19 protein-coding genes, 1 rRNA gene and 2 pseudogenes are annotated in these 24,336 nt (G+C 67.4%); 17 read left to right on the top strand and 5 right to left on the bottom strand.

What is annotated here, in order from left to right:
* Positions 1-90: 90 nt before the first annotated feature.
* Positions 91-207: ribosomal RNA gene (gene rrf, locus ACOQPH_RS08735) — 5S ribosomal RNA — on the top strand.
* Positions 208-277: 70 nt separating this feature from the next.
* Here the strand turns inward: rrf and ACOQPH_RS08730 are convergent.
* The 3 genes and pseudogenes from ACOQPH_RS08730 to ACOQPH_RS08720 form a co-directional block, all read right to left on the bottom strand.
* Positions 278-811: pseudogene (locus ACOQPH_RS08730) on the bottom strand (transposase); the annotation flags it as partial.
* A gap of 75 nt (positions 812-886) precedes the next feature.
* Complete coding sequence (locus ACOQPH_RS08725) at positions 887-2,590, bottom strand: IS1634 family transposase (RefSeq protein ID WP_420621888.1); 1,704 nt, start codon at positions 2,588-2,590, stop codon at positions 887-889.
* A 125-nt stretch (positions 2,591-2,715) separates the two neighbouring features.
* Positions 2,716-3,132, bottom strand: a pseudogene (locus ACOQPH_RS08720) (IS982 family transposase); the annotation flags it as partial.
* Between the two features lie 537 nt (positions 3,133-3,669).
* Here ACOQPH_RS08720 and ACOQPH_RS08715 point away from each other — a divergent pair.
* From ACOQPH_RS08715 to ACOQPH_RS08665, 11 genes are all read left to right on the top strand, one after another.
* The gene (locus ACOQPH_RS08715) at positions 3,670-4,302 is read left to right on the top strand and encodes a hypothetical protein (protein ID WP_420624237.1); all 633 of its coding nucleotides are present in this window, start codon (positions 3,670-3,672) and stop codon (positions 4,300-4,302) included.
* A gap of 149 nt (positions 4,303-4,451) precedes the next feature.
* Complete coding sequence (locus tag ACOQPH_RS08710; protein ID WP_420624236.1) at positions 4,452-5,522, top strand: class I fructose-bisphosphate aldolase; 1,071 nt, start codon at positions 4,452-4,454, stop codon at positions 5,520-5,522.
* 115 nt (positions 5,523-5,637) lie between these two features.
* Positions 5,638-7,518 carry a 2-oxoacid:acceptor oxidoreductase subunit alpha gene (locus ACOQPH_RS08705; protein WP_420624235.1) on the top strand — a complete coding sequence of 627 codons (1,881 nt, stop codon included), beginning with the start codon at positions 5,638-5,640 and terminating at the stop codon, positions 7,516-7,518.
* A gap of 113 nt (positions 7,519-7,631) precedes the next feature.
* Positions 7,632-8,651, top strand: a complete 1,020-nt coding sequence (locus ACOQPH_RS08700; protein ID WP_420624234.1) for a 2-oxoacid:ferredoxin oxidoreductase subunit beta — start codon at positions 7,632-7,634, stop codon at positions 8,649-8,651.
* Positions 8,652-8,751: 100 nt separating this feature from the next.
* Complete coding sequence (locus ACOQPH_RS08695) at positions 8,752-9,618, top strand: TlyA family RNA methyltransferase (RefSeq protein WP_420624233.1); 867 nt, start codon at positions 8,752-8,754, stop codon at positions 9,616-9,618.
* Complete coding sequence (locus ACOQPH_RS08690; protein ID WP_420624232.1) at positions 9,615-10,493, top strand: NAD(+)/NADH kinase; 879 nt, start codon at positions 9,615-9,617, stop codon at positions 10,491-10,493. Before ACOQPH_RS08695 ends, ACOQPH_RS08690 begins: the two co-directional genes overlap by 4 nt.
* 87 nt (positions 10,494-10,580) lie before the next feature.
* Positions 10,581-12,275 carry a DNA repair protein RecN gene (gene recN / locus ACOQPH_RS08685; protein ID WP_420624231.1) on the top strand — a complete coding sequence of 565 codons (1,695 nt, stop codon included), beginning with the start codon at positions 10,581-10,583 and terminating at the stop codon, positions 12,273-12,275.
* Complete coding sequence (gene steA / locus ACOQPH_RS08680; protein WP_420624230.1) at positions 12,272-13,456, top strand: putative cytokinetic ring protein SteA; 1,185 nt, start codon at positions 12,272-12,274, stop codon at positions 13,454-13,456. Before recN ends, steA begins: the two co-directional genes overlap by 4 nt.
* Positions 13,457-14,518 (top strand): copper transporter, encoded by a 1,062-nt coding sequence (locus ACOQPH_RS08675; protein WP_420624229.1) that lies wholly within the window; start codon positions 13,457-13,459, stop codon positions 14,516-14,518.
* Positions 14,515-15,393, top strand: coding sequence for a glycosyltransferase (locus ACOQPH_RS08670; protein WP_420624228.1), 879 nt, complete (start codon positions 14,515-14,517; stop codon positions 15,391-15,393). The genes ACOQPH_RS08675 and ACOQPH_RS08670 overlap by 4 nt, the downstream gene beginning before the upstream one ends.
* Before the next feature lie 37 nt (positions 15,394-15,430).
* A complete protein-coding gene (locus ACOQPH_RS08665) occupies positions 15,431-16,492 on the top strand; it encodes a hypothetical protein (protein ID WP_420624227.1) in 1,062 nt (353 codons plus the stop codon).
* A gap of 10 nt (positions 16,493-16,502) precedes the next feature.
* On the opposite strand, the gene ACOQPH_RS08660 is transcribed toward ACOQPH_RS08665, so the two are convergent.
* A complete protein-coding gene (locus ACOQPH_RS08660; RefSeq protein ID WP_420624226.1) occupies positions 16,503-17,993 on the bottom strand; it encodes an amidohydrolase family protein in 1,491 nt (496 codons plus the stop codon).
* Between the two features lie 147 nt (positions 17,994-18,140).
* On the opposite strand from ACOQPH_RS08660, the gene ACOQPH_RS08655 reads away from it, so the two are divergent.
* Together ACOQPH_RS08655 and ACOQPH_RS08650 are read left to right on the top strand one after the other, a co-directional pair.
* On the top strand, positions 18,141-19,805 hold the full coding sequence (locus tag ACOQPH_RS08655) for a CTP synthase (RefSeq protein WP_420624225.1): 1,665 nt from the start codon (positions 18,141-18,143) through the stop codon (positions 19,803-19,805).
* Between the two features lie 2 nt (positions 19,806-19,807).
* Entirely contained in the window at positions 19,808-20,734 is a 927-nt protein-coding gene (locus ACOQPH_RS08650) for a site-specific tyrosine recombinase (RefSeq protein ID WP_420624224.1), read from the top strand.
* A gap of 12 nt (positions 20,735-20,746) precedes the next feature.
* On the opposite strand, the gene trpS is transcribed toward ACOQPH_RS08650, so the two are convergent.
* Positions 20,747-21,748 (bottom strand): tryptophan--tRNA ligase, encoded by a 1,002-nt coding sequence (gene trpS / locus ACOQPH_RS08645; RefSeq protein ID WP_420624223.1) that lies wholly within the window; start codon positions 21,746-21,748, stop codon positions 20,747-20,749.
* 138 nt (positions 21,749-21,886) lie between these two features.
* Between trpS and ACOQPH_RS08640 the strand changes: the two genes are divergently transcribed.
* The 3 genes from ACOQPH_RS08640 to ACOQPH_RS08630 are packed head-to-tail and all read left to right on the top strand — an operon-like array spanning position 21,887 to position 24,281.
* Positions 21,887-22,723 (top strand): segregation and condensation protein A, encoded by an 837-nt coding sequence (locus ACOQPH_RS08640; protein WP_420624222.1) that lies wholly within the window; start codon positions 21,887-21,889, stop codon positions 22,721-22,723.
* A complete protein-coding gene (scpB, locus tag ACOQPH_RS08635; RefSeq protein ID WP_420624221.1) occupies positions 22,720-23,541 on the top strand; it encodes an SMC-Scp complex subunit ScpB in 822 nt (273 codons plus the stop codon). The genes ACOQPH_RS08640 and scpB overlap by 4 nt, the downstream gene beginning before the upstream one ends.
* 5 nt (positions 23,542-23,546) lie before the next feature.
* Positions 23,547-24,281: a pseudouridine synthase gene (locus ACOQPH_RS08630; protein ID WP_420624220.1), complete on the top strand. Its 735-nt coding sequence runs from the start codon at positions 23,547-23,549 to the stop codon at positions 24,279-24,281.
* Positions 24,282-24,336 lie beyond the last annotated feature (55 nt).

The raw sequence follows: 24,336 nt of genomic DNA, 5'->3' as shown, positions 1-24,336 counted from the left end.
GAGCGTGCATCGCTTTGCAGGAGTCGCCGTGCGAGATATCTCGCACGCGAACTGGAACTGTGCATACGGCACGACCGTACGCACTGGATCTCCGGTGGTTATGGCGGCAGGGCCACACCCGTTCCCATTCCGAACACGGAAGTTAAGCCTGCCAGCGCCGATGGTACTTGGGGGCAATTCCCCTGGGAGAGTAGGTCGCTGCCGGAACCCTGAACCCCCGTCGTGTTAGCGGCGGGGGTTCTTCGCGTTCGGGGCCTAGATGATTAGTTCCAAGGGTTTAGTGGTCGTAGGCGGTGAGTGAGCGGCTGGGGCGTGTTCGGTGGTAGGTCTCGTTGTGCCAGATGGCGGCCGTGAGGGCGAGGAGCCGGGCGCCGATGCGCGCGGCGACGCCGGCTTTGGTGCGGCCTTTGTGGCGTTCGAGGCTGAGCTGGCCTTTGAGGGTCTGGTTGATCGATTCGATGATCTGGCGCAGGGGCCGCAGGAATCTGGCGCCGGGCCGTGGGGCCTCGGATCGGGTGGCGGGGCGCAGCACGGTGATGCCGACGTCGTTGAGGTCGGCTTCGAACGCAGCAGAGCGGTAGCGGTTGTCGGCGATGAGGGTCTGGCCCGGCCGGGCGATCCCGGCGGCGTCGATCATGTCGGCGCAGACGTCGCGTTCGTCGGCTTTCGCGCCGGCGAGAGCGAACGCGATCGGCAGCCCCGCCGGGGTGGCCACAAGATGCAGCCGCAAGCCCCAGAACCAGCGGGAATGCGACGCGCAGTAGCCGTATTGGGCCCATCCCGCGAGGTCAGACCCGAGTTTGACGGGTGTTTTGCGTTTTGGCAGGTCAGTGGGGGCGCGCGGGTTGGTGTTTCCACTACATCGGTTCTGGGGAGGGGGTACGCGTTAGTGGATGCGGGCTTTGTCCCAGGTGCGTGTGGGGGTGTGGGTGGCGGCGAGGATCTGGTTTTGGAGGGGGCTGCGGCGGGTGGTGAGGGTGATGTGCTTGTCGTGGGCGGTGAGGCGGACTTGGCGTATGCGGTCGAGTTCTCGCAGGGCTCGGGCGGCGGTGAGGTGCTGGTCGGGCTGGTCGGGGTCGGCGATGTGGGCTGTTTGGAGGTCGCGTGAGATGAGGGTCTCGGCCAAAGCGGCGTAGACGCACACGGCGATGTGGCCGCGGACGCGTTTTTCGGTCCAGTGCCGTATGGGGCGCAGCCGCAGGAAGTCCTTGAGGGTCCGGAACCGGTCTTCGACGTCGGCGAGCTGACGGTAGGCGGCGACGACGCGTGCGGTGGGGGCCTGTTGGGCGTCAAGGCTGGTGGTGAGCACGTAGCGGCCGGCGAGGAGTCTCTCGTAGGCGTGAGCGTGTTCGTCGTAGTGGTAGACGAACCGGCCGGGCGCGATCTCGAGGTCGAACAGGGCGGCGACGCCGCTGGGCCCCAGGACGCGCTGCGCGGCGCGTCCGATCAGGGCGGGGTCTGCGAGCCGTCCGGCCCGGACTCTGTGTTCGAGGGCGACCAGGCCGGCTTCGGCGCGGGCGACGAGCTCGGCTGTGCGCCGCGTGTCGCGTCGGGCGCGGGCGTCGGACTCCACGACTATGGCTCGGGTGCCGTCGGCGAGGACGGCCTCGGCGGCGCGGCACCGACAGGCGGCCACGTCGGTCCAGGCGGTGTCGGCGCCGATGGTCTCGAGGGCTTCGCGGCAGGCCTTGTCGCGGTGCAGGCGGGTGGCGAGCACGTGGTCGCAGCCGGCGTCGGCGACCGCGGCGACGTTGCCCGCCGAGACCAGGCCCCGGTCCGCGACCACGCAGATCCTCCCGACCGCGAACCGCTCGGTGAGGTCGGCGAGCACGCCGGGCAGCGTGGACGCGTCGTTGGTGTTCCCGGCGAACACGTGGTGCGCGATCGGGACGCCGTCGCCGGTGCACAGCAGCCCGATCACGACCTGGGGCCGGTCCGGGCGCCGGTCGCGCGAATAGCCGAACGCCTTGGACCCGAACCGCTCCGAGGGACCCGTGGAGCCCTCCAGATAGGTCGAGGTCAGGTCATAGCACACGAACCGCAGGTCCAGGCTGGTCAGGTCGCACAGCCGACCGAACAGGAACTCCTCGGTCGAGTCCTTGACGTCCGCGACGGCGTCCAGCGCCCGGTAGTACTGCGCCGGCGACGGAGCGGACCACCCCTCGGGCATGACCACGTCGGCTGCGGCCCACTCGGGCAGCCGCCGCTTCGAGCACGGCGCGACCAGCCGGTTCGCCGTCATCGCGAACACCGCGTCGCCCAGCCGGTCGGCGCCGCGCGCCGATCCCGCCTCGGCGAACCAGCCGCCCAGGCCCAGCCGCTCCCACACCGCCGCCGCGCACGCCACCCCGCCCGCCGCGGGCGCCCCCTCGGCCTCCACCGCCCCAGGATCGACGCGTTCGCGTTCCAGATGGGCCTCCAAGGCTGCGACGATGCGCTCGAGCTGGCCCGAGCGTCGCAGCGCTGAGGCCTCGCCCAGCCGCAGCAGCGTGCGGTGCCCGACCTTCGCGCCGTCGCGCACCGACTCCACCAAAGACAGATACTCATACGTCTTGTCGCCCCTGCGCCGCCTCGTCGTCTTCACGAACACCCCAGCAGCATAACACCCACCACTCCCGCCAAGCTGCAAATGTCGCCCCTACAAAACCATCACGGAACAACCTCGCCGCACCCAAACCCGCAGGTCACAAACCCGACACCCGCCCAACACGCACCCCAACCCGTCAAATTCGGGTCAGAGCGCTTTTGGGTCTCGCGGCTGGTGCCGCACTCGACCGGGGTGGAGTCCACCAGCCACACGTCGTCGTGCCACGACTCGCACTCGCGTGCGAGGCATCCCATGACACGAGCGATCATCTCGGCGCTGCGCCGCAGCCGCTTGTTGTAGCCGTCGCGGTTGGGCAGATACGGGAACCACGGCCCCAGATGCGCTCTCGCGTAGCGCACGAACTGCGACTCGTTGTCATAGCCCAGCAGCGCCGAGATCACCGCCAAGGTGACCAGCTCCGCGTCCGACAGCTTCGGGGCGAACCCCACCACAGGCCGCCGCGGAGCCCACCCAGGGTTCTGCGCCAACAGGTCATCGATCCTCACATACAGTGCGGTCGCGAGGGTGTCCAAGTCCGGGCCCATGCTGAGAACCTCCAAGATCGAAGCGTGAATACACACCCCGAGCTTGGACACCCTCACCCCACAACCGGTGGACCCGACCCCTTGGAACTAATCATCTAGTCTCGAGGAGTGACGCAGAACCGGCGCCCGCCTCGCAGAGGCCCGCAGCGGCGCCCCGATCGCGACAGCGATCGACGGCAAGGTCCCGGTCGTCGAGGCGAGTCCGGCCGCGGTCGAAATGACCGACCTGGGAAAGATCGCCGCCCTGGGGGCCAACGTGAGCAGCGTCGGTCTGGACCTCCTCGTCGAGGTGACAAGCCTGTCGACGAGGTGGCAGAGCGAGCGGCCCGGCGGACAGATTGGGGCGGGGTTGCACGCAAGGGCGCTTCTGTGCTTCGGCCGATCCCGGGGGCCGACCGGGGGGACGCGTATGCCGCGGGGGTGCCGGTCCGCCAAGAACCGCGACCTTCGGTGCCTCAGGGCCCGGAGCCCCTCCAGCGTGCCGCGACGAAGACGACAAAGACACAGCCCCGGCGTCGGCCGAGAGTCCGGCTGGATGTGCCCCAGCTGGACCCAGCATCGGTGCGAGACCTGCCGGCATCCGAACGGGACCGACTCGCTCATCGCCTGCGCGATGCAGGAGAGGACTTTCTGGCAGAACGATTCGGCGACGCGCTCAGCACGCTCCGACCACTGGCGTCGAGATATGCGGCCGTCGCGGAGGTGCAGGAGCTCTACGGCCTCACGCTGTACCGCCTTGGTCGCTGGACTGCGGCGTCACACCGGCTCGAGCAATATGAGGCGCTTACCAGGGCTATCGACCAGCTGCCAGTGCTCGCGGACTGCTACCGGGCACTGGGCCGGCTGAACGACGTGCACGACGTCTGGGATCGGCTGAGGCACGCCGATCCTGACGCTGAGACGATCACCGAGGGGCGCATCGTGGCTGCGGGTGCGCTGACGGACGAAGGCCGCCCACGCGACGCCATTCGCTTGCTTGAGGCGGGTCCGCTGCGCCCTAAGGGCCCTCAGGAGCACCACCTCAGGCTGTGGTACGCGCTCGCAGATCTGTACGACCGGATCGGGGACTTGCAGCGGGCCCGGCGCGGCTTCGCCCGGATTGCCGATGTCGAGCCCGAATTCGTTGATGTGCAGGACCGGTTGGCAGCACTCGGCACGCACAACGCCTAGCGATAGCGCACAACTTCAAGAAATCCCTGCCGGATCAGCCTTCCGCCGCGAGCGCGCGGGTAGAGTGATCCCGTCATTCGGCGAGCGCCGCCCTCAGTACCGGCCCTCAGTACCGGCGCCGCCCGATCGCGCGAGGCAAGCGGCACAACGTGACTACCGACATCGAGCGCCTGCTGGGCGAGCAGGCCTCCTATTTGCTGGACCACAAGTGTGAAGGCATCGGGCGGGATCTGCTCACCCTGCCCGGGCCGGACTTCGTAACCGACGTCGTAGCCGGCACCGACCGTTCACCCCAGGTCATGCGGAGCCTTCAGTCATTGTTCGACCACGGCCGCCTCGCCGGCACCGGCTATGTCTCGATCTTGCCGGTGGACCAGGGAATCGAGCACTCCGGGGCTGCTTCGTTCGCCCCCAACCCGATCTACTTCGATCCAGCTTCCATTGTGGAGTTGGCGATCGAGGGCGGTTGCAATGCCGTGGCGACCACGTTCGGCGTGCTGGGGGCGGTGTCCCGCCGCTACGCGCATCGCATCCCATTCATCGTCAAGCTCAACCACAACGAGCTGCTGACCTATCCCGCAAAGTACGACCAGATCATGTTCGGTTCGGTCGCCCGGGCGCATGAGCTCGGCGCCGCTGGCGTCGGAGCCACCATCTACTTTGGCTCGGCTGAGAGCGGACGGCAGATCACTGAGGTAGCCGCTGCGTTCGAGGAAGCACACCGGCTCGGCATGTTCACCGTGCTGTGGTGCTACCTCCGCAACCCAGCCATCAACCTGTCCAACGAAGCAGGCGGCGTTGACCACCATGTGTCCGCCGACGCCACCGGGCAAGCCAACCACATCGGCGTGACAATCGAGGCCGACATCATCAAGCAGAAGCTGCCCGAGAACAACGGCGCTTTCGTCTCCGTCTCGGGTTTTGGCAAGACCCACGCTGCCGTGTACGACCGGCTGACATCGGATCATCCAGTGGACCTGTGCCGCTGGCAAGTGGCCAATTGCTACATGGGACGTGTCGGGTTGATCAACTCGGGAGGAGCCAGCTCGGGCGCCACGGACTTGACCGAGGCCGTCACCACTGCGGTCGTCAACAAGCGAGCGGGCGGCATCGGGCTGATCTCGGGACGCAAGGCCTTCCAACGGCCAATGGTCGAGGGCGTCGAGCTGCTCGGCGCCATCCAGGACGTGTATTCGGACCCGGCGGTGACCATCGCCTGACAGGTGACCCCAACCCGGCTGCATCGGTGCGGCCGCGGCTAGCGTGGTCGCCTGGAGCGGCTGAAATCCCCCAGGAGCCGTCTTCCCCCAGGAGCCATCCCCCCCAGGAGGTACTGTGACCGACACCGCATCGCGCGAATTGCCGCTGCAGGAGATCGACGAGGTCATCATCCGATTCGCCGGTGACTCCGGCGACGGCATGCAGTTGACCGGAGATCAGTTCACGAGTATCTCCGCAGCCCTCGGAAACGACCTGTCGACCCTGCCGGATTTCCCCGCCGAGATCCGCGCCCCGCAGGGGACACTGGCGGGCGTCTCGGCCTTCCAGGTACGCATTTCGGACTTCGACATCACCACGCCGGGCGACGCTCCGACAGTGCTGGTCGCCATGAACCCCGCTGCGCTGAAGGCTCAGCTGCACCATCTCACGCAGGGCGGCGCGCTGATCATCAACACCGATGCCTTCACCGACCGCAACCTCGAGAAGGCCGGCTACTCCTCCAACCCGCTCGAAGACGGCACGCTTGACGACTACCGGGCATACCCGGTGCCGATGAGCCAGATCACCCGGGACGCGGTGGCTGAGCACGGCGTCAAGCAGCGCGACGCGGAACGGTCCAAGAACTTCTTCGCGCTCGGGTTGATCTCGTGGATGTACACCCGGCCGACCGAGCCGACCATCGAATTCATCAACACCAAGTTCCGGGGTCGCACTCAGGTCATTGACGCCAACACCTCCGCCTTCAAGGCCGGCTACAACTTTGGCGAAACCGCTGAGATCTTCGAGGCGCACTACGAGGTCAAGCCGGCCCCGCTGGCACCTGGCGAGTACACCAACGTCAACGGCAACACGGCGCTGGCGTGGGGCTGCGTCGTGGCGGGTCAGCTGGCGCGCCTGCCGGTGTTCCTGGGCTCATATCCGATCACCCCGGCGTCGGACATCCTGCACGAGATGTCGCTGAAGAAGAACTTCGGCGTGCGGACCTTCCAGGCCGAAGACGAGATCGCCGCTGCAGCGTCCGCTGTGGGGGCGGCCTTCGGCGGAGCGCTGGCGTTCACCGCCACGTCGGGGCCAGGCCTGGCCCTCAAGGGCGAGACGCTCAGCCTCGCGGTGAGCTTGGAGCTCCCGTTGGTGGTGCTCGACATCCAGCGCGGCGGTCCGTCCACGGGACTGCCGACCAAGCCCGAGCAGGCCGACTTGATGATGGCCATGTACGGGCGCCACTCTGAGTCGCCGCTGCCCGTGGTGGCGCCGCGCAGCCCGGCCGATTGTTTCGACATCGCGATCGAGGCGTCGCGCATCGCCTTGAAGTACCGGACGCCGGTGATCGTGCTGTCTGATGGCTTCCTGGCCAACAGCTCCGAGCCGTGGCTGCTCCCAGACGTCGGCACGCTGCCTGACATCGGGGTCGACTTCGCCACCGAGTTCAACGGCACCAACGAGGACGGCGACGGCATCTTCCTGCCGTACCTACGAGATCCGGAGACTCTGGCCCGACCGTGGGCCATTCCCGGCACGCCTGGCTTGATGCACCGCATAGGTGGCATCGAGAAGGAGGACGGCACCGGCAACATCTCCTACGAGCCCGAGAATCACCAGCTAATGGTGGACCTGCGGCAGGCCAAGATCGACGGTGTCGACGTGCCCGATGTCGAAATCGCCGGCGACGTCGATGCTGATCTCGTCGTGTTGGGCTGGGGGTCCACATGGGGGGCCATCGACGCCGCCGCCGGACGGCTGCGAGAGGCTGGCTTCCAGATCGCACACGTGCATCTGCGACACCTCAATCCGCTGCCGACGAATCTTGGCGACGTGCTGCGGCGCTACCGGGCCGTGGTGTGCCCCGAGATGAACAAGGGCCAGCTCAGCGATCTCGTGCGAGCGAAGTACCTGATCGATGTCGAACACATCGGAAAGATCGACGGCGTGCCCTTCACCACGAGAGAAGTGACCGCCGGGGTACGCAAGCGCCTCGAGGAGTTGGCAGCCACATAGAAGCCGACGACGCAAATCCACACACACGACATACGACGCACGAATCGCAACTGGCACAAGCCGGAACAATCTCCCAACGAGCACTCAGAGCACAGACAGAGGCCTAAAGCACGATGACCGACACCTCTTTCACGCCGACCACACAGCCCGCAGACTGGGCCACCGACCAGGAGGTCCGCTGGTGCCCGGGCTGCGGCGACTACTCCATCCTCACGGCGATGCGGATGCTGATGCCGAGCCTCGGCACCGAGCCGCACAACACGGTGTTCGTCTCGGGCATCGGGTGTGCCGCCCGCTTCCCGTACTACATGAACTCCTACGGCGTGCACGGCATCCACGGCCGAGCACCTGCGATCGCCACCGGTCTGGCAATGGCGCGGCCCGATCTCGACGTGTGGGTGATCGGCGGTGACGGCGACATGCTGTCGATCGGCGGCAATCACCTGATTCATGCGTTGCGTCGCAACGTCAAGATCAAGGTCCTGTTGTTCAACAACCAGATCTATGGCCTCACCAAGGGCCAGTTCAGCCCCACCAGCGAGATCGGAAAGGTCACCAAGAGCTCGCCGATGGGTTCGTTGGACGCCCCGTTCAACCCGCTGGCAGTGGCGCTCGGAGCTGAGGCCTCGTTTGTGGCCCGTACCCACGACATGGACCGCCAGCACATGATGGAAACCTTCCGGCGGGCGCACGAACACGAGGGCGCCGCGTTCGTGGAGGTGTTCCAGAACTGCAACGTCTTCAACGACGGCGCCTTCGAAGGTGTCACGAAGAAGCAGAATCGTGACGCCAATCTGATCCCGCTGACGCATGGCGAACCCATCCGGTTCGGGGCTGATGGCGAGTTCGGCGTCATTGACGAGTCTGGCTGCGCCCGGGTCATCCACTCAGTCGATGTGAGTCCTGACGAGCTGCTCACCCACGACGAGACCAAGCACGATCCGTCGACGGCGTTCATGCTGGCCCGTCTTGCACGCGGACCCTTTGAGCCGACTCCGATCGGCGTATTCCGTGCCGTGCGGCGCAGTGAGTACGCAATGGCTTCCACGCGACAGCTGGCCGCAGCCCAGGAAAAGCAGGGCCCCGCGGACATCGGACAGTTGCTGCGTGCACGCGGTACTTGGTACGTCTGAGATCCATCTCGTGCCCCGAGGCTCGCGGCGGCAAGACCGCCGCGGCCGTGTCTGAGAATTCGCTGCGGCGCCCGATGGGCGCGCTGGTACTTTCGGCTGCATGAACGCCGTGCGACGACGCCTCGACAACGAGTTGGTGCGCCGAGCCATGGCGCCGTCACGGGCGGCCGCGCAGGCACTCATCTCCGGTGGTCGGGTGCTCGTCAGCGGTGCCGTCGCGCAGAAGCCCTCACGGATGGTGGCGGCCGCGGAGCCGGTCCAGCTCAGCGGTGAACCTGCCCGATTCGTGTCACGCGGCGGCGACAAACTCGATGCAGCGCTGGACGCCTTTGGGGTCCCCGTCGTTGGGCGGCGCGCATTTGACGCCGGCTCTTCGACGGGCGGGTTTGTGGACTGCCTGCTGCAGCGAGGCGCAGTTCAGGTTGTGGCGGCCGACGTTGGCTGGGGTCAGCTGGATGCACGTCTGCGCACCGATACCCGGGTCACGGTGCGAGAGCACTGCAACGTGCGTCATGTGGGGGCCGCTGACATCGGCGGTGCGGCAGACATCGTGACCGCCGACCTGTCGTTCATTTCGCTGCGAACGGTGATGGCGAACCTGGCGGCGTGTACCGCACCCGGCGGGGATGCGGTGCTGCTTACCAAACCGCAGTTCGAAGCCGGCCGGCGGGAAGCCTCACGGGGCAAGGGCGTGGTCCGCGACCCCGAGGTGTGGCGGCGGGTGCTCAGCGAGGTGGCAGCGAGCGCGTCCGGATGCGGCTTGGTGCCGGCAGGCGTCGCCGTTTCGCCGCTGCGAGGTGCGGCGGGCAATGTCGAGTTCTTCCTGTACTGCCGTCGCGCTGCGGACCAACCGAGCCACGTCGTCGGCGCCTCCCGAACCGCCGCCGCGTTTGACCTCGATGCCGCAATCGACAGGGCAATCCAGCGTGTCGACGGCACACGCGACGACGGGGGAGCAACTCGATGAGCGCGGTGCTGATCATCGCTCATGCCGAGCGCGCCGAGGCAGTGTCGGCATCGAAGCGATTAGTGGACTGGCTCGAGAGCGAGGGTCACACCGTCGAGCTGGGACGTGTGGAGGCATCGGCCATCGGTCGCAGCGAACTCGCAGCCGACGAGCCGATCGGCACCATGCCGGATCTCGCCGTGAGCGTCGGCGGCGATGGCACCATGTTGCGCTCGTTCGATCTGGTGGCGGCCGCAGGAGTGCCGGTTCTCGGCGTCAACGTCGGCCACCTCGGCTACTTGACCGAATTCGAGCCTGCACAGCTCACCGAGACGGTTGCCGCGGCGCTCGAGGGGACGCTGGGCATATCGGTGCGGATGATGGTCAGCGCCACCGTGCGCCGGCGACCTGGCGAAGATCCCGACGACCCCGACCCCCACGACGCAGATACGTGGACCGGTTTGAACGAAGTCGTCCTCGAAAAGCGCGATCCGGGCCACACGGTCAGGCTGGAAGTCTGGCTCGACGGCGACATGTTCGCGACCTATGCGACAGACGGTCTCATCGTGTCCACACCAACCGGTTCCACCGCGTACAGCCTCTCTGCGGGAGGAGCCGTCGTTGCGCCGACGCATTCGTCCCTGCAGGTCACGCCCGTCGCGCCGCACATGCTGTTCGATCGGTCGCTGCTGCTGCCACCCGACACCGAGATCGGCATCCGGGTGGTCAGCGAGCGGCCGGCGCTGGCCGCAGTGGATGGGCGTTCGGCCACAATGCTGCAGACAGGTGACGAGCTCGTGGTGACGCGCGCCCCATACGAGGCACAGTTCGTCACCGCCGGCGGCGACAGCTTCCATCGCGTGCTGAAGCACAAGTTCGGCCTCAAGGATCGCTGAGTTTGCGTCGATGAGCGAGCGACCAATGCCCTGCCAGCGGCAGCCACCGGACCCTTGCGGTCGACCGGAAAGCGGCAGGAGCTGCTGATGCTTGCAGAGCTGGCGGTGCGCAATCTCGGGGTAATCGAGCGAGCCAGCCTGGTGCTCGGCGCGGGAATGACGGCATTGACCGGCGAGACGGGAGCCGGCAAGACGCTCGTTGTGCAGGCGGTTCAGCTGCTCGTGGGCGGGCGAGCTGATCCTGCGATGGTGCGGGCAGGCGCGACCGAAGCAGTCGTCGAAGGCAGGTTCGTGAACCCTGATGGCAGCGAAGGGGTGCTGCGTCGCGTGATTCCAGCCGCAGGCCGCAGCCGTGCCTACATGGACGGCACCATGGCTTCGGCACCGGAGCTCACCGAGCTGGGAGCCGGGCTCATCGACCTGCACGGGCAGCACCAGCACCAGTCGTTGCTGCGGCCGCGCACCCAGCGTGAGGCGCTGGACCGCTGGGGCGGCGTGGACCTGCATCCATTGGCGGCAGCACGTGAGGAGCTGCGGGCACTGGCTGAGAACCTGGCAGTGCTCGGCGGCGATGCACGTGCCAGGGCACAGGAAATCGATCTCCTGCGGTACCAGGTCGACGAGATTGCCGCCGCGCAGCTGGAGGACCTCGACGAGCTGGAACGGATCGCGGAGCGCGAAGACCTGCTGGCGGATGCGACATCTCACCTCGGGGAGGGGCACGCGGCCCGCCACGCACTCGCCGGTGACGACGGCGTCATCGACAAGCTGGGCAGCGCTTTGGCCGCGCTGGGTGGCCGGAAGGCGTTTGCCCCCCTGAGCGAGCGACTCGGGGCCGTGGCCGCGGAGCTGGACGACACCGTGGCGCAGCTTCGGAGCGTGCTCGAGACGATCGAAGACGATCCCGGTGCGTTGGCCGATGTCCGCGCACGGCACCAACTGCTGCGTGAGTTGACGCGCAAGTACGGCGACACACTCGCTGAGGTGATGTCGTTCGGCGCCCGCGCTGCCGAGCGCCTCTCGCAGCTGGAACACCACGAGGAGCTGGCGATCGAACTGGAGTCGGGCATCATCGCAGCGCAGCGCCACATGGACAGCGAGGCACAGACCGTCGCTGCAGCTCGCCGAGCGGCTGCTCCGGGGCTGGCTGCCGCCGTGACCGAGCACCTGGCGTCGCTGGCGCTGCCCGGCGGCACGCTGGATGTCGGCGTATCGGGCGGCCCGCCGAGCGACAGCGTCGAGCTGCGCTTCAGCGCGAACCGGGGTGTTCCGCCCGGCCCGCTGTCCAAGGTGGCCTCCGGCGGCGAGCTGGCACGGGTGATGCTGGCCTTGCGGCTGGTGCTGACCGCTGGTCCGCCGACACTGGTGTTCGACGAGGTCGACGCCGGCATCGGCGGCGAGACGGCGGTGGCCGTCGGTCAAGCGCTGGCCTCGCTGACCAAGAACCACCAGGTGCTGGTGGTGACCCATCTCCCGCAGGTCGCGGCATTTGCGCATCACCATGTGGCGGTGCGCAAGACCGACGACGGCGCAACGGTGGCGTCGGATCTGGTCGCGGTCACTGGCACCGAACGTGTGAGCGAATTGGCGCGGATGCTTGCGGGTCAGCCCCACTGGGCAAGCGGCCGCCAGCACGCAAGCGAACTGCTCGACAATGCCGCTGCGAAGCGACCGGCGCTCGATGGAACGCAGCCGGACATCGACGCAGCGACGGCTGAGCTCGCCGACGAGGGGGACGCAGCGGTGGTTGCTGAGCCAGCGCGCAGCGGCGCAGTCCCGTGAGCTTGTCCCGCGACGCACAGACGGCTCGCCGCCGGCGTGTGCGGCGCCGCCAAGACGGGGCCAACGCTGAATTGGCGGGCCGGTGCCGCGTGGACCGCCGCACCAAGAACCTGCTCCGACGCTTGGAACGAGGCGAGATAGCAGTCATCCACCACGCAGATCTCGATCGGGTCGCCGCCGATGGGCTCTTGGCAGCCGGGGCGGCGGCCGTGGTCAACGCTGTGCCGACGATGAGCGGACGGTACCCGGCGCTCGGCGGCCTCACGCTCGCTCAGGCCGGGGTGCCCGTGCTGGAGGACATCGGCGAGGCTGCATTCAAGGCGTTGGGAGAGGGCGACGAGATCGCAATTGCCGGCGACGAGGTCCTGCGCGGCGGCGAGGTGATCGGGACCGGTTACCGCCGCGACGCCGAGTACTTCGAGCATGTGCTCGAATCGGCGCGCATTGCGGTGCGCAGCGAATTGGGGAGCTTCGCCCGCAACACGCTTGAGTACCTCGAAAAGGAGCCGCAGATCCTCACCGAGGAATTGGACATCCCTCCGCTGCGACACGAACTGCGCCGCCGCCACGTGCTGGTGGTGGTGCGCGGCATCGACTACCGCGAAGATCTCGCGGCACTTCGGCGCTCGGGCTATATGTCGGACATGCGGCCGGTGCTCATCGGTGTGGACGGAGGGGCGGATGCGCTCCTCGAAGCAGGTCTCGTGCCGCACATCATCATCGGCGACTTCGACTCAGTCTCGCCGCGGGCGCTGAACTGCGGGGCGCAGCTCATCGTGCATGGCTATCCCGAGGGGGGCGCGCCGGGTGCTCGACGCCTTGATGATGCAGGCCTGAGCTATGACGTCATTGCGGCGCCCGGCACCAGCGAGGACGTCGCATTGCGACTGGCATTTGAGCAGCGCGCAGAGCAGATTGTGGAGGTCGGGTCCCACACCTCAATGGTCGATTTCTTCGACAAGGGCCGCCGCGGCATGGCATCCACCTTCCTCACCCGGATGCAGGTGTCCTCGGCACTCGTGGATGCAAAGGGTGTGAGCCGTCTGTACCGCACCCAAGTGCGCAAGCGCGACATGGCGATGCTGATCGTCTCGGCGCTGGTCACTATCGGCGTCATTGCCGCAGTGACCGAGCCAGGCCGGCTTCTGCTGCGCACGCTGTGGATCAACATGGGCCTCTGAATGGTCAACCTCCGCTACCACATCGTGTCCATCGCGGCCGTCTTCCTGGCCTTGGCAATCGGCCTGGCGCTGGGCTCGACGTTTGTGGACTCGGTGTTGGTCAGCAATCTGGAATCCCGGGTGGACCAGCTTCAAGCCGACACTGAGGAGGCGATCGACAGGCGTGCCGAAGCCGAGGCGGCGCGTGACGAGGCTGAGGCGGCGCGTTCCGAAGCGCTTGCGAGCGTCGACGCCGCGCGGTCCGAACGGTTCGAGGTCGAGGATCTGGTCCGCCCATACCTTCCGCAAGGGCGTTTGAGCGGCACGACAACGCTGATCGTTGCACCCGAGAACACCGACACCGACGCGGTTGTCGCCATCAGAGCCCGCTTGGCAGCAACCGATACACAACTCGGCGGTGTGCTGTGGCTCAGCGACGATCTGCGCCTCTATGACTCCGAAGTGCGCCAACGAATTGCTGTAGCGTTCTCGCTCGCAGGCGACAGCCGCAACGCGGTGCGCAGGGCGTTGCGCTTCTTGGTGCCCCAGGCGCTCCTGCGGCCATCGGAGGCCGGATCGAGCCGAGCACTCAATGCCGACGTCAACGCGGTCACCGACGCCGGTGCGCTCGACGGCTTCTCGCGCGGCTTCCTGTTGGCCCCTCGGACGCGCACGACGCTCACACTGCTTCGCGACTTGGGCTTGGTCACCCACGACGGCACCGGTGCAGTCGCGTTGCACCTGCTCGGCGGGGAGGGACTGCGCCTTGTGGTGGTGACCGATGCAGCTGCAGCAGGGCTGAACGAGGACTTCGTGTTCGACCTGTTGACGGTCATCGCTGACGACGGATACTCGGGCAGCGGCGTGATTGTCGAGGTGCCCGCCCGCGACGCCGCAGGCATCGGATACGGCGCTGTGCTCGAAAGGGTTCGGTCAGACCCACTGCTCGCCGCCTCGTTCTCGAGCGTCGACGGCGTGGACACCTTCTCGGGCGATCTGGCGCTGCTCGTGGCGCTCGAGGATCTGCCCGAGATCCGTCACTTCTCCTCGGCCGATCCCGAGCACGGATTGGGCCCGTCATGACACACGCCGTGGCAATCGTGCCCGCATACGACCGGGCCGACACGGTGGGAGCCACGGTGACGGCGCTGCGGACCGTGCCAGATGTGCTCGATGTCATCGTGGTCGACGACGGGTCGTCCGATCGCACGGCCGCGGTTGCGGCCGCCGCAGGGGCGCGCGTCATTGAGCTCGCGCGCAATCGCGGCAAGGGAGCCGCGATTGCCGCGGGCATTGCCGCCTCCGGTGCCCCCGACGCGTACCTGCTCATCGATGCCGATCTAGGCCGCACCGCTGCGCTGGCCGGCGAACTGCTGCGGCCGGTTGCGCTGGGAACGGCCGACATGACGATCGCCGCGTTCGAATCCCCCCCTGGCGGGGGCGGGTTCGGATTCGTCAAGGGCTTCGCGGCGCGCGTACTGCGCGCCGAGACCGGGCTGACGCTGGCAGAGCCGCTGTCGGGCCAGCGCGCCCTGCGGGGTCCGCTGCTGCGTTCGCTGGAGCTCGCCGACGGATTCGGTCTCGAGATCGCCTTGACGCTCGATGCGGCCTCGCGCGCGGCTTCCATCAGCGAGATCGAGGTCGGATTTTCCCATCGGCCGTCCGGGCGTGACCTCAGCGGCTTTGCTCACCGGGCAAGAATCGGCCGGCACGTGTACCGCGCCGCGGCCTCCCGCATCGGGGGCCCGAAGACCATCTATCTCCTGATCGCATCGCTCGTTAGCCGAGCGCTGTCGTCACGTCGACCAGCGTCTCGGAAGCGAGGGCGGGACGTGCATGCGGCGTTGAGGCGACTGCGATTGTGGCGGCCGTCGTGGCCACAGTGGCGCTTGGGATTGCGGCAAGGGCTGGGGTCCCGTCTCAAGTCACGGCGGCGCCGGACCCCGAGCGAACCGTGAGGCCTCGGCGTAGCGCCTGCGAGGTCCACTGACGGCAATGACGCTCGCACTCGTCAATTCCGATTTCGACAATCGGCTGCGAACTGCATTGCTGCTCGTCGCTGCGTTCTTCGGCTCGTTGGCGATTGCGGCGCTGCTGTGGCGCTGGCTGGGCAACCGCATGGCGCGTGGCCGCTGGGTACGCCCCAACTACCGCGGACAGCCCGTCGTGGCCGTGGGGGGACTGCTGACGGTCGCAGCGAGCATCATTGTGACGATTGCCGTGACGGCTGCGCTCGTCATCATCGAGCCTGGCGGACACGGTGTCTGGGCGGTCGTCGTGGGGGACCGCCACTTCGTGCTGGACCGTTCGCCGGAACCCGCAGCAATCGCCGGGGGCATCGCGGCGCTGATGCTGCTGGCAGGTCTGGGCTGGCTCGGCTACCGCGACGACACTCGCGGAGCCATTGAGCACCAGGACTCACTCGGCGGGTTCGCCGGACACTTGCGCCTCAGCTGGCAGCACCGGCGGCTCACCACCGGGGCGCAGAAGGCGCTTGGCGGCTTGGCGGTGGCATTTGGAGCAGTCCAGCTGGCGACCTGGGCCGATCCGAGCGACTGGTTCTCCACAGCAGCGTCACCGCCGTGGAGCATCGTGACGCTGCTGCGTGGAGCCCTGATTGTGGCCCTCGCGGCCAACCTGGTGAACCTGTTGGACCGGGTGCCGGGACGCGCCACCAAGGCTGCTCTGGCGTGGTGGCTGGTGGGTCTCGTGCCGGCGGCGATCACGGCATCCTGCGGCCGCGGGTGCTTCACCCAGGGACCCGATGCGGCGGACTGGGGGGTGTGGGCTGCCGGAGCGGTCGGAGCGGCGGCCGGGCTGCTGCGCAGCGAGCTGGCCGAAAAACACATGCAGGGTGACACTGGCGTCAATCCCCTCGGTGCGGTGCTGGGCATGGCCACGATCGCCATGTACTCCGCGGCCCTCGAGTGGGTCGTGCTGGTGGTGCTGGCGGTGCTGAACCTCGCGAGCGAGCGCTGGTCGTTCAGCCGGATAATCGACGCAGTGCCGCCGCTGCGGTGGCTGGACCGGCTCGGCTCGCCGTACCGCCGCGACTGACAGGCGAGTCTTATGCCCGCTGCATGGCAGCAGCGCACTGGCGATGTTCCGCTAGGCGGGCGTCGAGGCTGGGGTGGACGATCTGACCGTCGGCGACGACGGGGCGACCGGCCACGACCGTGTCCCGGGCGGACAGCGGGCCGCAGCGCAGCCACGCCTCGATCGGATCTGACAGTGCACCAGCGAACGCGGGACCGTCGAGCTGCCAGACAACGAGGTCGCCGCATGCACCGGGCGACAGCTCGCCGATCTCGCCCACCCGGCCGAGACAACCCGCACTGCCACGAGTTGCAAGGTCTAGGACATTGCGGGCGGAGAAATACACCAAATCGGCTCTTCCGGCGTCATCGGCGCTGCCGCCGGTCGCGCCGTCGCCCGTCCGGCCGCTGTCTAGGCCCTGCTCAGCGCTCAAGTGTCGCTGGCCGTCGCGCAGCCGTGCTACCAGCAGGGCATTGCGCGCCTCGGTCCACATTGATGCCGAATCGGTACTGGCCGAGCCGTCCACGCCGAGGCCCACGGGCACACCGGCGGCCCGTAGCTCGCGTACCGGGGCCAGTCCGACACCGAGCAACATGTTCGAGCTCGGGCAGTGCGCCACTCCGGTGCCCCAGGAGCCGAGCCGTGCGATCTCGGCGGGGTTGGGCTGCACCCCATGTGCGATCCACGAGCGATCCGAGCCCCAGCCGCAGTGCTCGAAGTACTCCACCGGCCGCATCCCGAACATCTCGATGCAGAACCCGTCCTCACCGGGGTCTTCAGCGAGATGCGTGTGCAGACGCACGTCAAGCTGGGAGGCCAACGCAGCGGTGGCGGTCATCAGATCGGTCGAGACCGAGAACGGCGAGCAGGGCGCCAGCGCGATGCGCACCATCGCGTTCGGTGCGCGGTCATGGTGCACGGCGACAAGCCGCTCCGATTCCGTCAAGATCTCGTCGGGCGATTGGCATACCTCGTCGGGCGGCAGTCCACCCGCCGAGCGTCCGAGCGACATCGAGCCCCGTGTGGGATGAAAGCGCATGCCCAACTCGGCAGCTGCGGCGATCTCGGCAGTGATCAGGTCGCCGGCACCTCGGGGGTGCACGTACAGGTGATCGGTGCTCGTGGTGCAGCCGCCCAGCGCCAGCTCGGCAAGGCCTACCCAGGCGGACAGGTACGCGCCCTGCTCGTCGAGCCGTGCCCACAACGGGTACAGCGTGGTCAACCAGTCGAACAGCCCGCCCCGAAGCGCCGGTGCGTAGGACCGAGTGAGGTTTTGGTACATGTGGTGGTGGGTGTTGATGAGCCCCGGCGTCACCAGGCAGCCGCTCGCGTCGATGTGCCGCTGCGCCCGCGGAGGCGCCTCGCTGGCTCCTCCGACAGCGCTGATGAGACCGTCCGCGATGGCAACCCACCCGCCATCGATCTCTTGGCGCTGATCGTCACACGTCGCCACCAACATGGCGTTGCGTACCAACAGATCTGCCGGCTCTTCGTTGCGTTCTTCGTTCGTGACGTCGTTCATCGTTTCCCGTCCAGCAGGTGGATGCTCCCGAGTGAAGTTCTCAGCGAGTTCCCCCCAGGTCGCTGAGCTCTTGCGGGGATCAGCCACCCCCGGCCAAAGCGACGGTAGCTTGAGATGAAATTCGAGGGAGCCCACTAAGGGAGCCGCGTGGCCAAGCACATTTTCGTCACCGGTGGAGTCGCCAGCTCCCTCGGTAAGGGACTCACCGCGGCCTCACTGGGGCGCTTGCTCGTCGCCCGCGGACTGCGGGTCACCATGCAGAAGCTGGACCCGTACATCAACGTCGACCCCGGCACTCTCAACCCGTACGAGCACGGCGAGGTGTTCGTCACCGACGACGGCGGCGAGACCGACCTCGATCTCGGTCACTACGAGCGGTTCATCGACGTGTCGCTGACCCGTGATTCGAACGCGACGACGGGCTCGATCTACCAGAAGGTGCTGGCTGACGAACGAAGGGGCGAGTATCTCGGGCGGACGGTGCAGGTCATCCCGCACATCACCGACGAGATCAAGGAACGCATTCGAAAGCTGGCGACCAGCGACGTTGACGTGGTCATCACCGAGGTGGGCGGCACGGTCGGCGATATCGAGATCCTGCCCTTCCTTGAGGCCATCCGGCAGATGCGCCTCGAGGTCGGTCGGCAGAACATCTGCTACGTGCATGTCACGCTGGTGCCGTTCATCGGCCCCTCAGGCGAGCAGAAGACCAAGCCCACACAGCACTCCGTGACCGAGTTGCGCAGCCGCGGCGTGCAGCCCGACGCCATCGTGCTGCGCAGCCAGGGTCCCATCGAAGACGGCCTGCGCAACAAGATCTCCAACCTCAGCGACGTCGAGCTCGCCGGCGTGGTGAACGCCCCCGATTCGTTAGTCCTCTATGAGATACCGATGGTGCTGCGGGCCGAAGGTCTCGACAGCTTCCTGTGCGGGATTCTGGGCTTCGAAGATGTCGAGCCCGACCTCGCCGAGTGGGAAGCGATGCTGGCCCGCATCAAGGCACCGCAGGCGACGGTGCGCGTCGGCATCATCGGCAAGTACGTGACCCTGCCAGACGCTTACCTGTCGGTCGTGGAGTCGCTCCGCCACGCGGCCTCCTACCACGGTGTCGAAGTTGAAATCGAGTGGATCCACTCCGAGGAGATCGAGGGTCTGCTCGCTGCGGGGCGATTGCGGCATCTCGACGGCATGGTGATCCCGGGAGGGTTCGGCTCGCGAGGCATCGAGGGCAAGATCGCCGCAGCGGCGTACTCCCGCGAGCACGACATCCCATGCCTGGGTCTGTGCTTGGGGCTGCAGGTCATGGTGATCGAGTTCTGTCGCAACGAATTGGGTTTGCTGGGCGCCAACTCGACCGAGTTCGACCTCAACACGCTGCACCCGGTGATCGACCTCATGCATGCGCAGCGCAACGTCCAGGACAAGGGCGGCACGATGAGGCTCGGCGCATATGTGGCCAGGCTGGCTCCTGGCAGTCGTGTCGCAGCGATGTATGGCGACACGCTGGTCAACGAGCGTCACCGGCATCGCTACGAGGTGAACAGCGCCTACCGCCAGCGGATGGAAGATGGCGGCCTGCAGTGCAGCGGGATGTCGCCCGACGGCCGGCTGGCGGAGTTCATCGAGCTGGACGGCCACGCGTACTGGGTGGGCACCCAAGCGCACCCGGAGTTCAAGAGCCGCCCCAACCGGCCCGCACCGCTGTTCTGCGGATTGGTGGGTGCTGCGCTCGCCCGAGCCGAGGGACGCAACCCACAGCTGCTGCCAGCATCTTCTGGAACCGGACCGCTGGGCTCAGAGCCGCTGGGCTGACGGTGTCCGCTGCGCTGGCAGTCGAGGCCGAGGACTACTTGGGCTGGCTGTCGAACGAGCGGGGTCGAGCGCCGCGCACCGTGGCGTCGTACCGGGCAGACCTTGACGCCTTCGCAGCATGGCTGGAATCCAGAGGCGGAGGACTGCTCGACGCCAGCACCTCCGATATCGCCGCCTACCTGGCGCACCTGCGAGACGACCTCGGGCGGGCCCCCTCGACGGTGGCCCGGGCCGCGGTCAGCCTGCGTGGCCTCTACCGGTTCCTGATGGCCGAGGATCTGGCGTCGACCGATCCAGCTGGGGCGCTGGACGTGCCCCGCACGCCCGCCGGTTTGCCCCGTGCGCTGCGGCGCGACCAGATCGAACAGCTGCTGGCCTCACCGGTCGGGGACAGCCCGCTGACCCGGCGCGACCGGGCAATGCTCGAAGTGCTCTACGGCATGGGCCTGCGGGCCAGCGAGCTAGTGGCGCTGTCCTTGGGCGATGTCGATCTCAACGAGCGGCTCATGCGGGTCTGGGGCAAAGGACGCAAGGAGCGAATCGTGCCGGTGGGGCGTCATGCCGCCGATGCGGTCGGGGACTGGTTGAGCGGGGCCGGCAGGGGAGCGTTGGAGCCCGAGCCATGGAAGTCCCGCGACGATGCCGCGGCACTCTTCCTCAACGCCCGGGGTCGGCGGATCACCCGCCAGGGGGTGTGGCTGATCGTGCGCCGCCATGGTGAACGCGTCGGTCTGGGCCCTGACCAGTTGACCACTCACGTGCTGCGCCACTCGTGCGCCACCCACATGCTCGACGGCGGCGCAGACATCCGCAGCGTGCAGGAGTTGCTGGGCCACGCCTCAATCTCGAGCACTCAGCGGTACACCGCGGTCTCTCAAGAACGACTGACCGAGGTGTACCGCCAAGCGCACCCCCGCGCCCGCTATTAGCGCTGGGTGTCGCTACTTGGGCAGGAAGCCCATGGCCGTCTTGGCGCGAGCCAGGGTGCCTGCTGCCACCGCTTCAGCCTTGTCGGCACCGGCCGCGATGATGCGAGTGAGCTCGGCGGGGTCCGCATCGAGCTCGGCCTTCTTGGCGGCGATCGGCTCGAGCATCGCGATGACCGCATCGGCGGTGTCGGACTTGAGCGCCCCGTACTGGCTGTAGCCCGCCGCGGAATCGGCTGGGCTGCGATCGGTGGCGGCACCCAGGATCGACAGCAGGTTCGAGACGCCTGGCTTGGCGTCGGAGTCGTAACGCACCTCGGACTCGGAGTCGGTCACTGCGCGGGCGAACTTGCGAGAGATGTCGGCAGGATCGTCGAAGATGCCGATCGACCCCTGCGGGCTCTCGGCTGACTTGGACATCTTCGCGGTGGGACTCTGCAGATCCATGACGCGGGCGCCCACCGCGGGAATAGCAGCATCGGGAATCACAAACGTGTCGCCGTAGCGGCTGTTGAATCGTTGCGCCACATCGCGGGTCAGCTCGAGGTGCTGGCGCTGGTCGTCGCCGACGGGCACCCGGTCGGCGTCGTAAATCAAGATGTCGGCGGCCATCAGCGCCGGGTACGTGAACAGGCCGGCAGAGACATGGTCGCTGCTCTGCCCGCCCCCCTCTGAGCGAGCCGATTTGTCCTTGAACTGGGTCATCCGCCGCAGCTCGCCGAGCGACACCGTGCACTCGAGCAGCCACGAAAGCTCCGTGTGCTGGGGAACATGGCTCTGGACGAAAAGCGTGCAGACCTCAGGGTCCAGGCCGACCGAGATGAGCGTGGCCATCGTGCCCAGCGTCGCGGAGCGCAACTGTTGCGGATCCTGCTGGATGGTGACGGCATGCAGGTCGACGGCGCAATAAAAGGCGTCGGCATCGTGCTGATCGATCGCCCACTGACGCAGCGCCCCGAGATAGTTGCCGAGGTGAACGTCGCCGGTGGGCTGGATTCCCGAGAGCACTCGTGTCATGGCGCCTGACGGTACCGGGCCGGTGTGCGCGGGCCGCAGCGAAAGCCGCATTGGGCTGCAGGCCACTCGGCGCGGCCATTTTCGAAACTCACCAAATATCCCGAGCCATGCCCATAGGCCGCGGTACCTTCGGGCCGCGTGACCCACGAGGTTCGCACCGAGGCCTTCGCGGGCCCGCTGGATGTGCTGGTGAAGCTGGTCGTCGCCCAGGAGGTCGACATCTGGGAGGTGTCGTTGACGCGCCTCGTTGACGACTTCGTCGCCGTGATGGTGGCTGCGGACCTCACGCTTGGCACCGACGGCGAAACCGACGTTCACAGCAATGGCGAGGCCAGGATCGACCTCGATGTTGCGAGTGAGTTCACGCTGCTGGCTGCAACGCTGATCGAGCTGAAGTCCCGCCGCCTGCTGCCCGCCCCGCCTGTCGAGCTGGATCTGGAAGAAGAGCTGGCGGCATACGGGTTGCGGGACGCGGCATTTGCACGACTGGTCGAGGGCCGAACGTTCGGCGTCGCGGCCCGGCTACTGCGAGAGCGGTGGCTGGCCGCATCGTTGCAATGGCCCAGAAACGCCGGTCCCGAGGAGCGGTTCGTTGCCTTTGCGCCTGACTTGCTCGAAGGCGCGTCCCGTGACGACTTGACCGCAGCGCTCGAGCGCGTGCTGGCCCCAAGGCCCGTGCCGCGTGTCGACATCGGTCACCTGCGTGCTGCGGGGATCACGGTGGACGAGGCGCTGAACCAGATTGCCGAACGGCTGATGGTGGACGGTGCGGCATCTTTCCGCGAGCTCACCGAGCATCTCACCGAGCGCATCGTCGTCGTCGTGTACTTCTTGGCCGTGCTCGAGCTGTTCGGATCGGGGCTCGTGGAATTGGCCCAAGCCGAGCACTTCGGCGATATCGGCGTGGAGTGGACCGGGGGCGACGACGCATCGCTGCCGGTATCGGCTGTCGGCTACGGGGAGGACGCTGCGTGAGCAGCAAGCGTCCGCCGCACAGCTCGACCAACGGCCTGCGCCTCGTCAGCGATGAGGGTCGCACGGTCGCTGAACCGCCGACGCCGCCGATCTCACCGGCAGAATCGCTGCCACAGCCCCCACTGCACCCGTCGATTCCGGGCCAGAACGGGCACGCCGAGAATGGCGTGGCGGAATCCGGTGCCGGTCTGGACGGCATCGCTGCTGAAATCCTCGCCGGCGAGATGACGCTCGACGAGCTACGAGCGCTCGACGACAACGAGCTGTACGCAGCGATCGAGGCTGTGCTGATGGTTGCAACCGAGCCTGTGCCGGCCGAGGTGCTGGCGTCGGTGACAGCGGCGCCCATCGCGTCGGTCCACGTGGTCTGCGAGGAACTCGCTCGCGAGTACGCGACGGCCGAGCGCGGTTTCACGCTCGTGCGGATTGCAGGCGGCTACCAGCTTCAGTCAGCCCCGGCCGTATCGGAGTATGTCGAACGGTTTGTCGGCGGTCGCCGATCCGGGAAGCTCTCCGCCGCGGCGATGGAGACCCTGGCACTGGTGGCGTACAAGCAGCCAATCTCGCGTGCCCAGATCAGTGCCATCCGGGGCGTGAATGGCGACGGTGTGGTGCGCACGCTCGCAGATCAGGGCTACATCATTGAGGTCTCGCGCGATCCGGGACCGGGCAACGCTTCCCTGCTGGGGACGACAGCGCTGTTTCTGGAACGACTGGGCCTCGACGGCCTCGAGGACCTGCCGTCGCTGGCGGAGCTGAGCGTGGACCCCGACGCGGTGGAGGCCATGGACCGCCTTGCAGCCAGCCGCACCGGCTAGGCGACGTGGCACCCGCTGGCGGGCCAGAAAGCGGTATCGAGCGACTGCACAAAGTCATGGCGCGTGCTGGCGTAGCCAGCCGGCGCGCGTGCGAGGAGCTGATCATTGCGGGACGCGTCACGGTCAACGGCGCAACAGCCCGGATCGGCGATAGTGCGGGACCGGCAGATCGCATCGAAGTCGATGGAGCGGTCGTCACATGGGACCCGGAGCTTGTCCACTACTTGGTGAACAAGCCGCGCGGGGTGCTCAGCGCCGCATCGGATGACCGGGGACGACGCTGCGTGACCGACCTGGTGCCTGCGGCAGTGCGCGTCTTCCCAGTCGGTCGGCTGGACGCCGACAGCGAAGGGCTCATCATCGTGACCAACGACGGCGAGCTGACTCACCGGCTGACGCACCCGTCGTGGGGTGTCGACAAGGAGTACTTGGCGCATGTGGAGGGGGTGCCGTCCCGAGGATCGCTGGCCCGGCTGCGCGATGGCATCGAGTTGGAAGATGGGAAGACTGCGCCAGCGTTGGTGTCCATGCCGCAGCCGTCAATGCTGTGCATCACGATTGGGGAGGGCCGCAACCGCCAGATCCGCCGCATGTGCGAGGCGGTGGGCCATCCGGTGCTGCGGTTGGTGCGCACACGCATCGGCACGCTTGCCGATCCAGCACTGCGCCCTGGCGAGCACCGATCGCTCAGTGCCGACGAGATTCGAAGGCTGCACCGGGCCGCAAGGAGCGGGGATTGACACAGACCGCAAGGCGCGGAGATTGACTCGGGCGCGGTGCGAACTGCTGCCCGGC

Source organism: Candidatus Poriferisodalis sp. (assembly GCF_965221945.1).
Classification (GTDB): domain Bacteria; phylum Actinomycetota; class Acidimicrobiia; order Acidimicrobiales; family Poriferisodalaceae; genus Poriferisodalis.
The sequence above is the reverse complement of the archived record's forward strand: the minus strand, read 5'-3'. Positions and strand labels throughout refer to the sequence as shown.

Bases quoted from the DNA above. Each gene is read 5' to 3' on its own strand.
- ACOQPH_RS08700 (WP_420624234.1), top strand. From the start codon at position 7,632: ATGACCGACACCTCTTTCACGCCGACCACACAGCCCGCAGACTGGGCC.
- ACOQPH_RS08695 (WP_420624233.1), top strand. From the start codon at position 8,752: ATGAACGCCGTGCGACGACGCCTCGACAACGAGTTGGTGCGCCGAGCC.
- ACOQPH_RS08690 (WP_420624232.1), top strand. From the start codon at position 9,615: ATGAGCGCGGTGCTGATCATCGCTCATGCCGAGCGCGCCGAGGCAGTG.
- recN (WP_420624231.1), top strand. From the start codon at position 10,581: ATGCTTGCAGAGCTGGCGGTGCGCAATCTCGGGGTAATCGAGCGAGCC.
- ACOQPH_RS08675 (WP_420624229.1), top strand. From the start codon at position 13,457: ATGGTCAACCTCCGCTACCACATCGTGTCCATCGCGGCCGTCTTCCTG.
- ACOQPH_RS08670 (WP_420624228.1), top strand. From the start codon at position 14,515: ATGACACACGCCGTGGCAATCGTGCCCGCATACGACCGGGCCGACACG.
- ACOQPH_RS08665 (WP_420624227.1), top strand. From the start codon at position 15,431: ATGACGCTCGCACTCGTCAATTCCGATTTCGACAATCGGCTGCGAACT.
- ACOQPH_RS08660 (WP_420624226.1), bottom strand. From the start codon at position 17,993: ATGAACGACGTCACGAACGAAGAACGCAACGAAGAGCCGGCAGATCTG.
- trpS (WP_420624223.1), bottom strand. From the start codon at position 21,748: ATGACACGAGTGCTCTCGGGAATCCAGCCCACCGGCGACGTTCACCTC.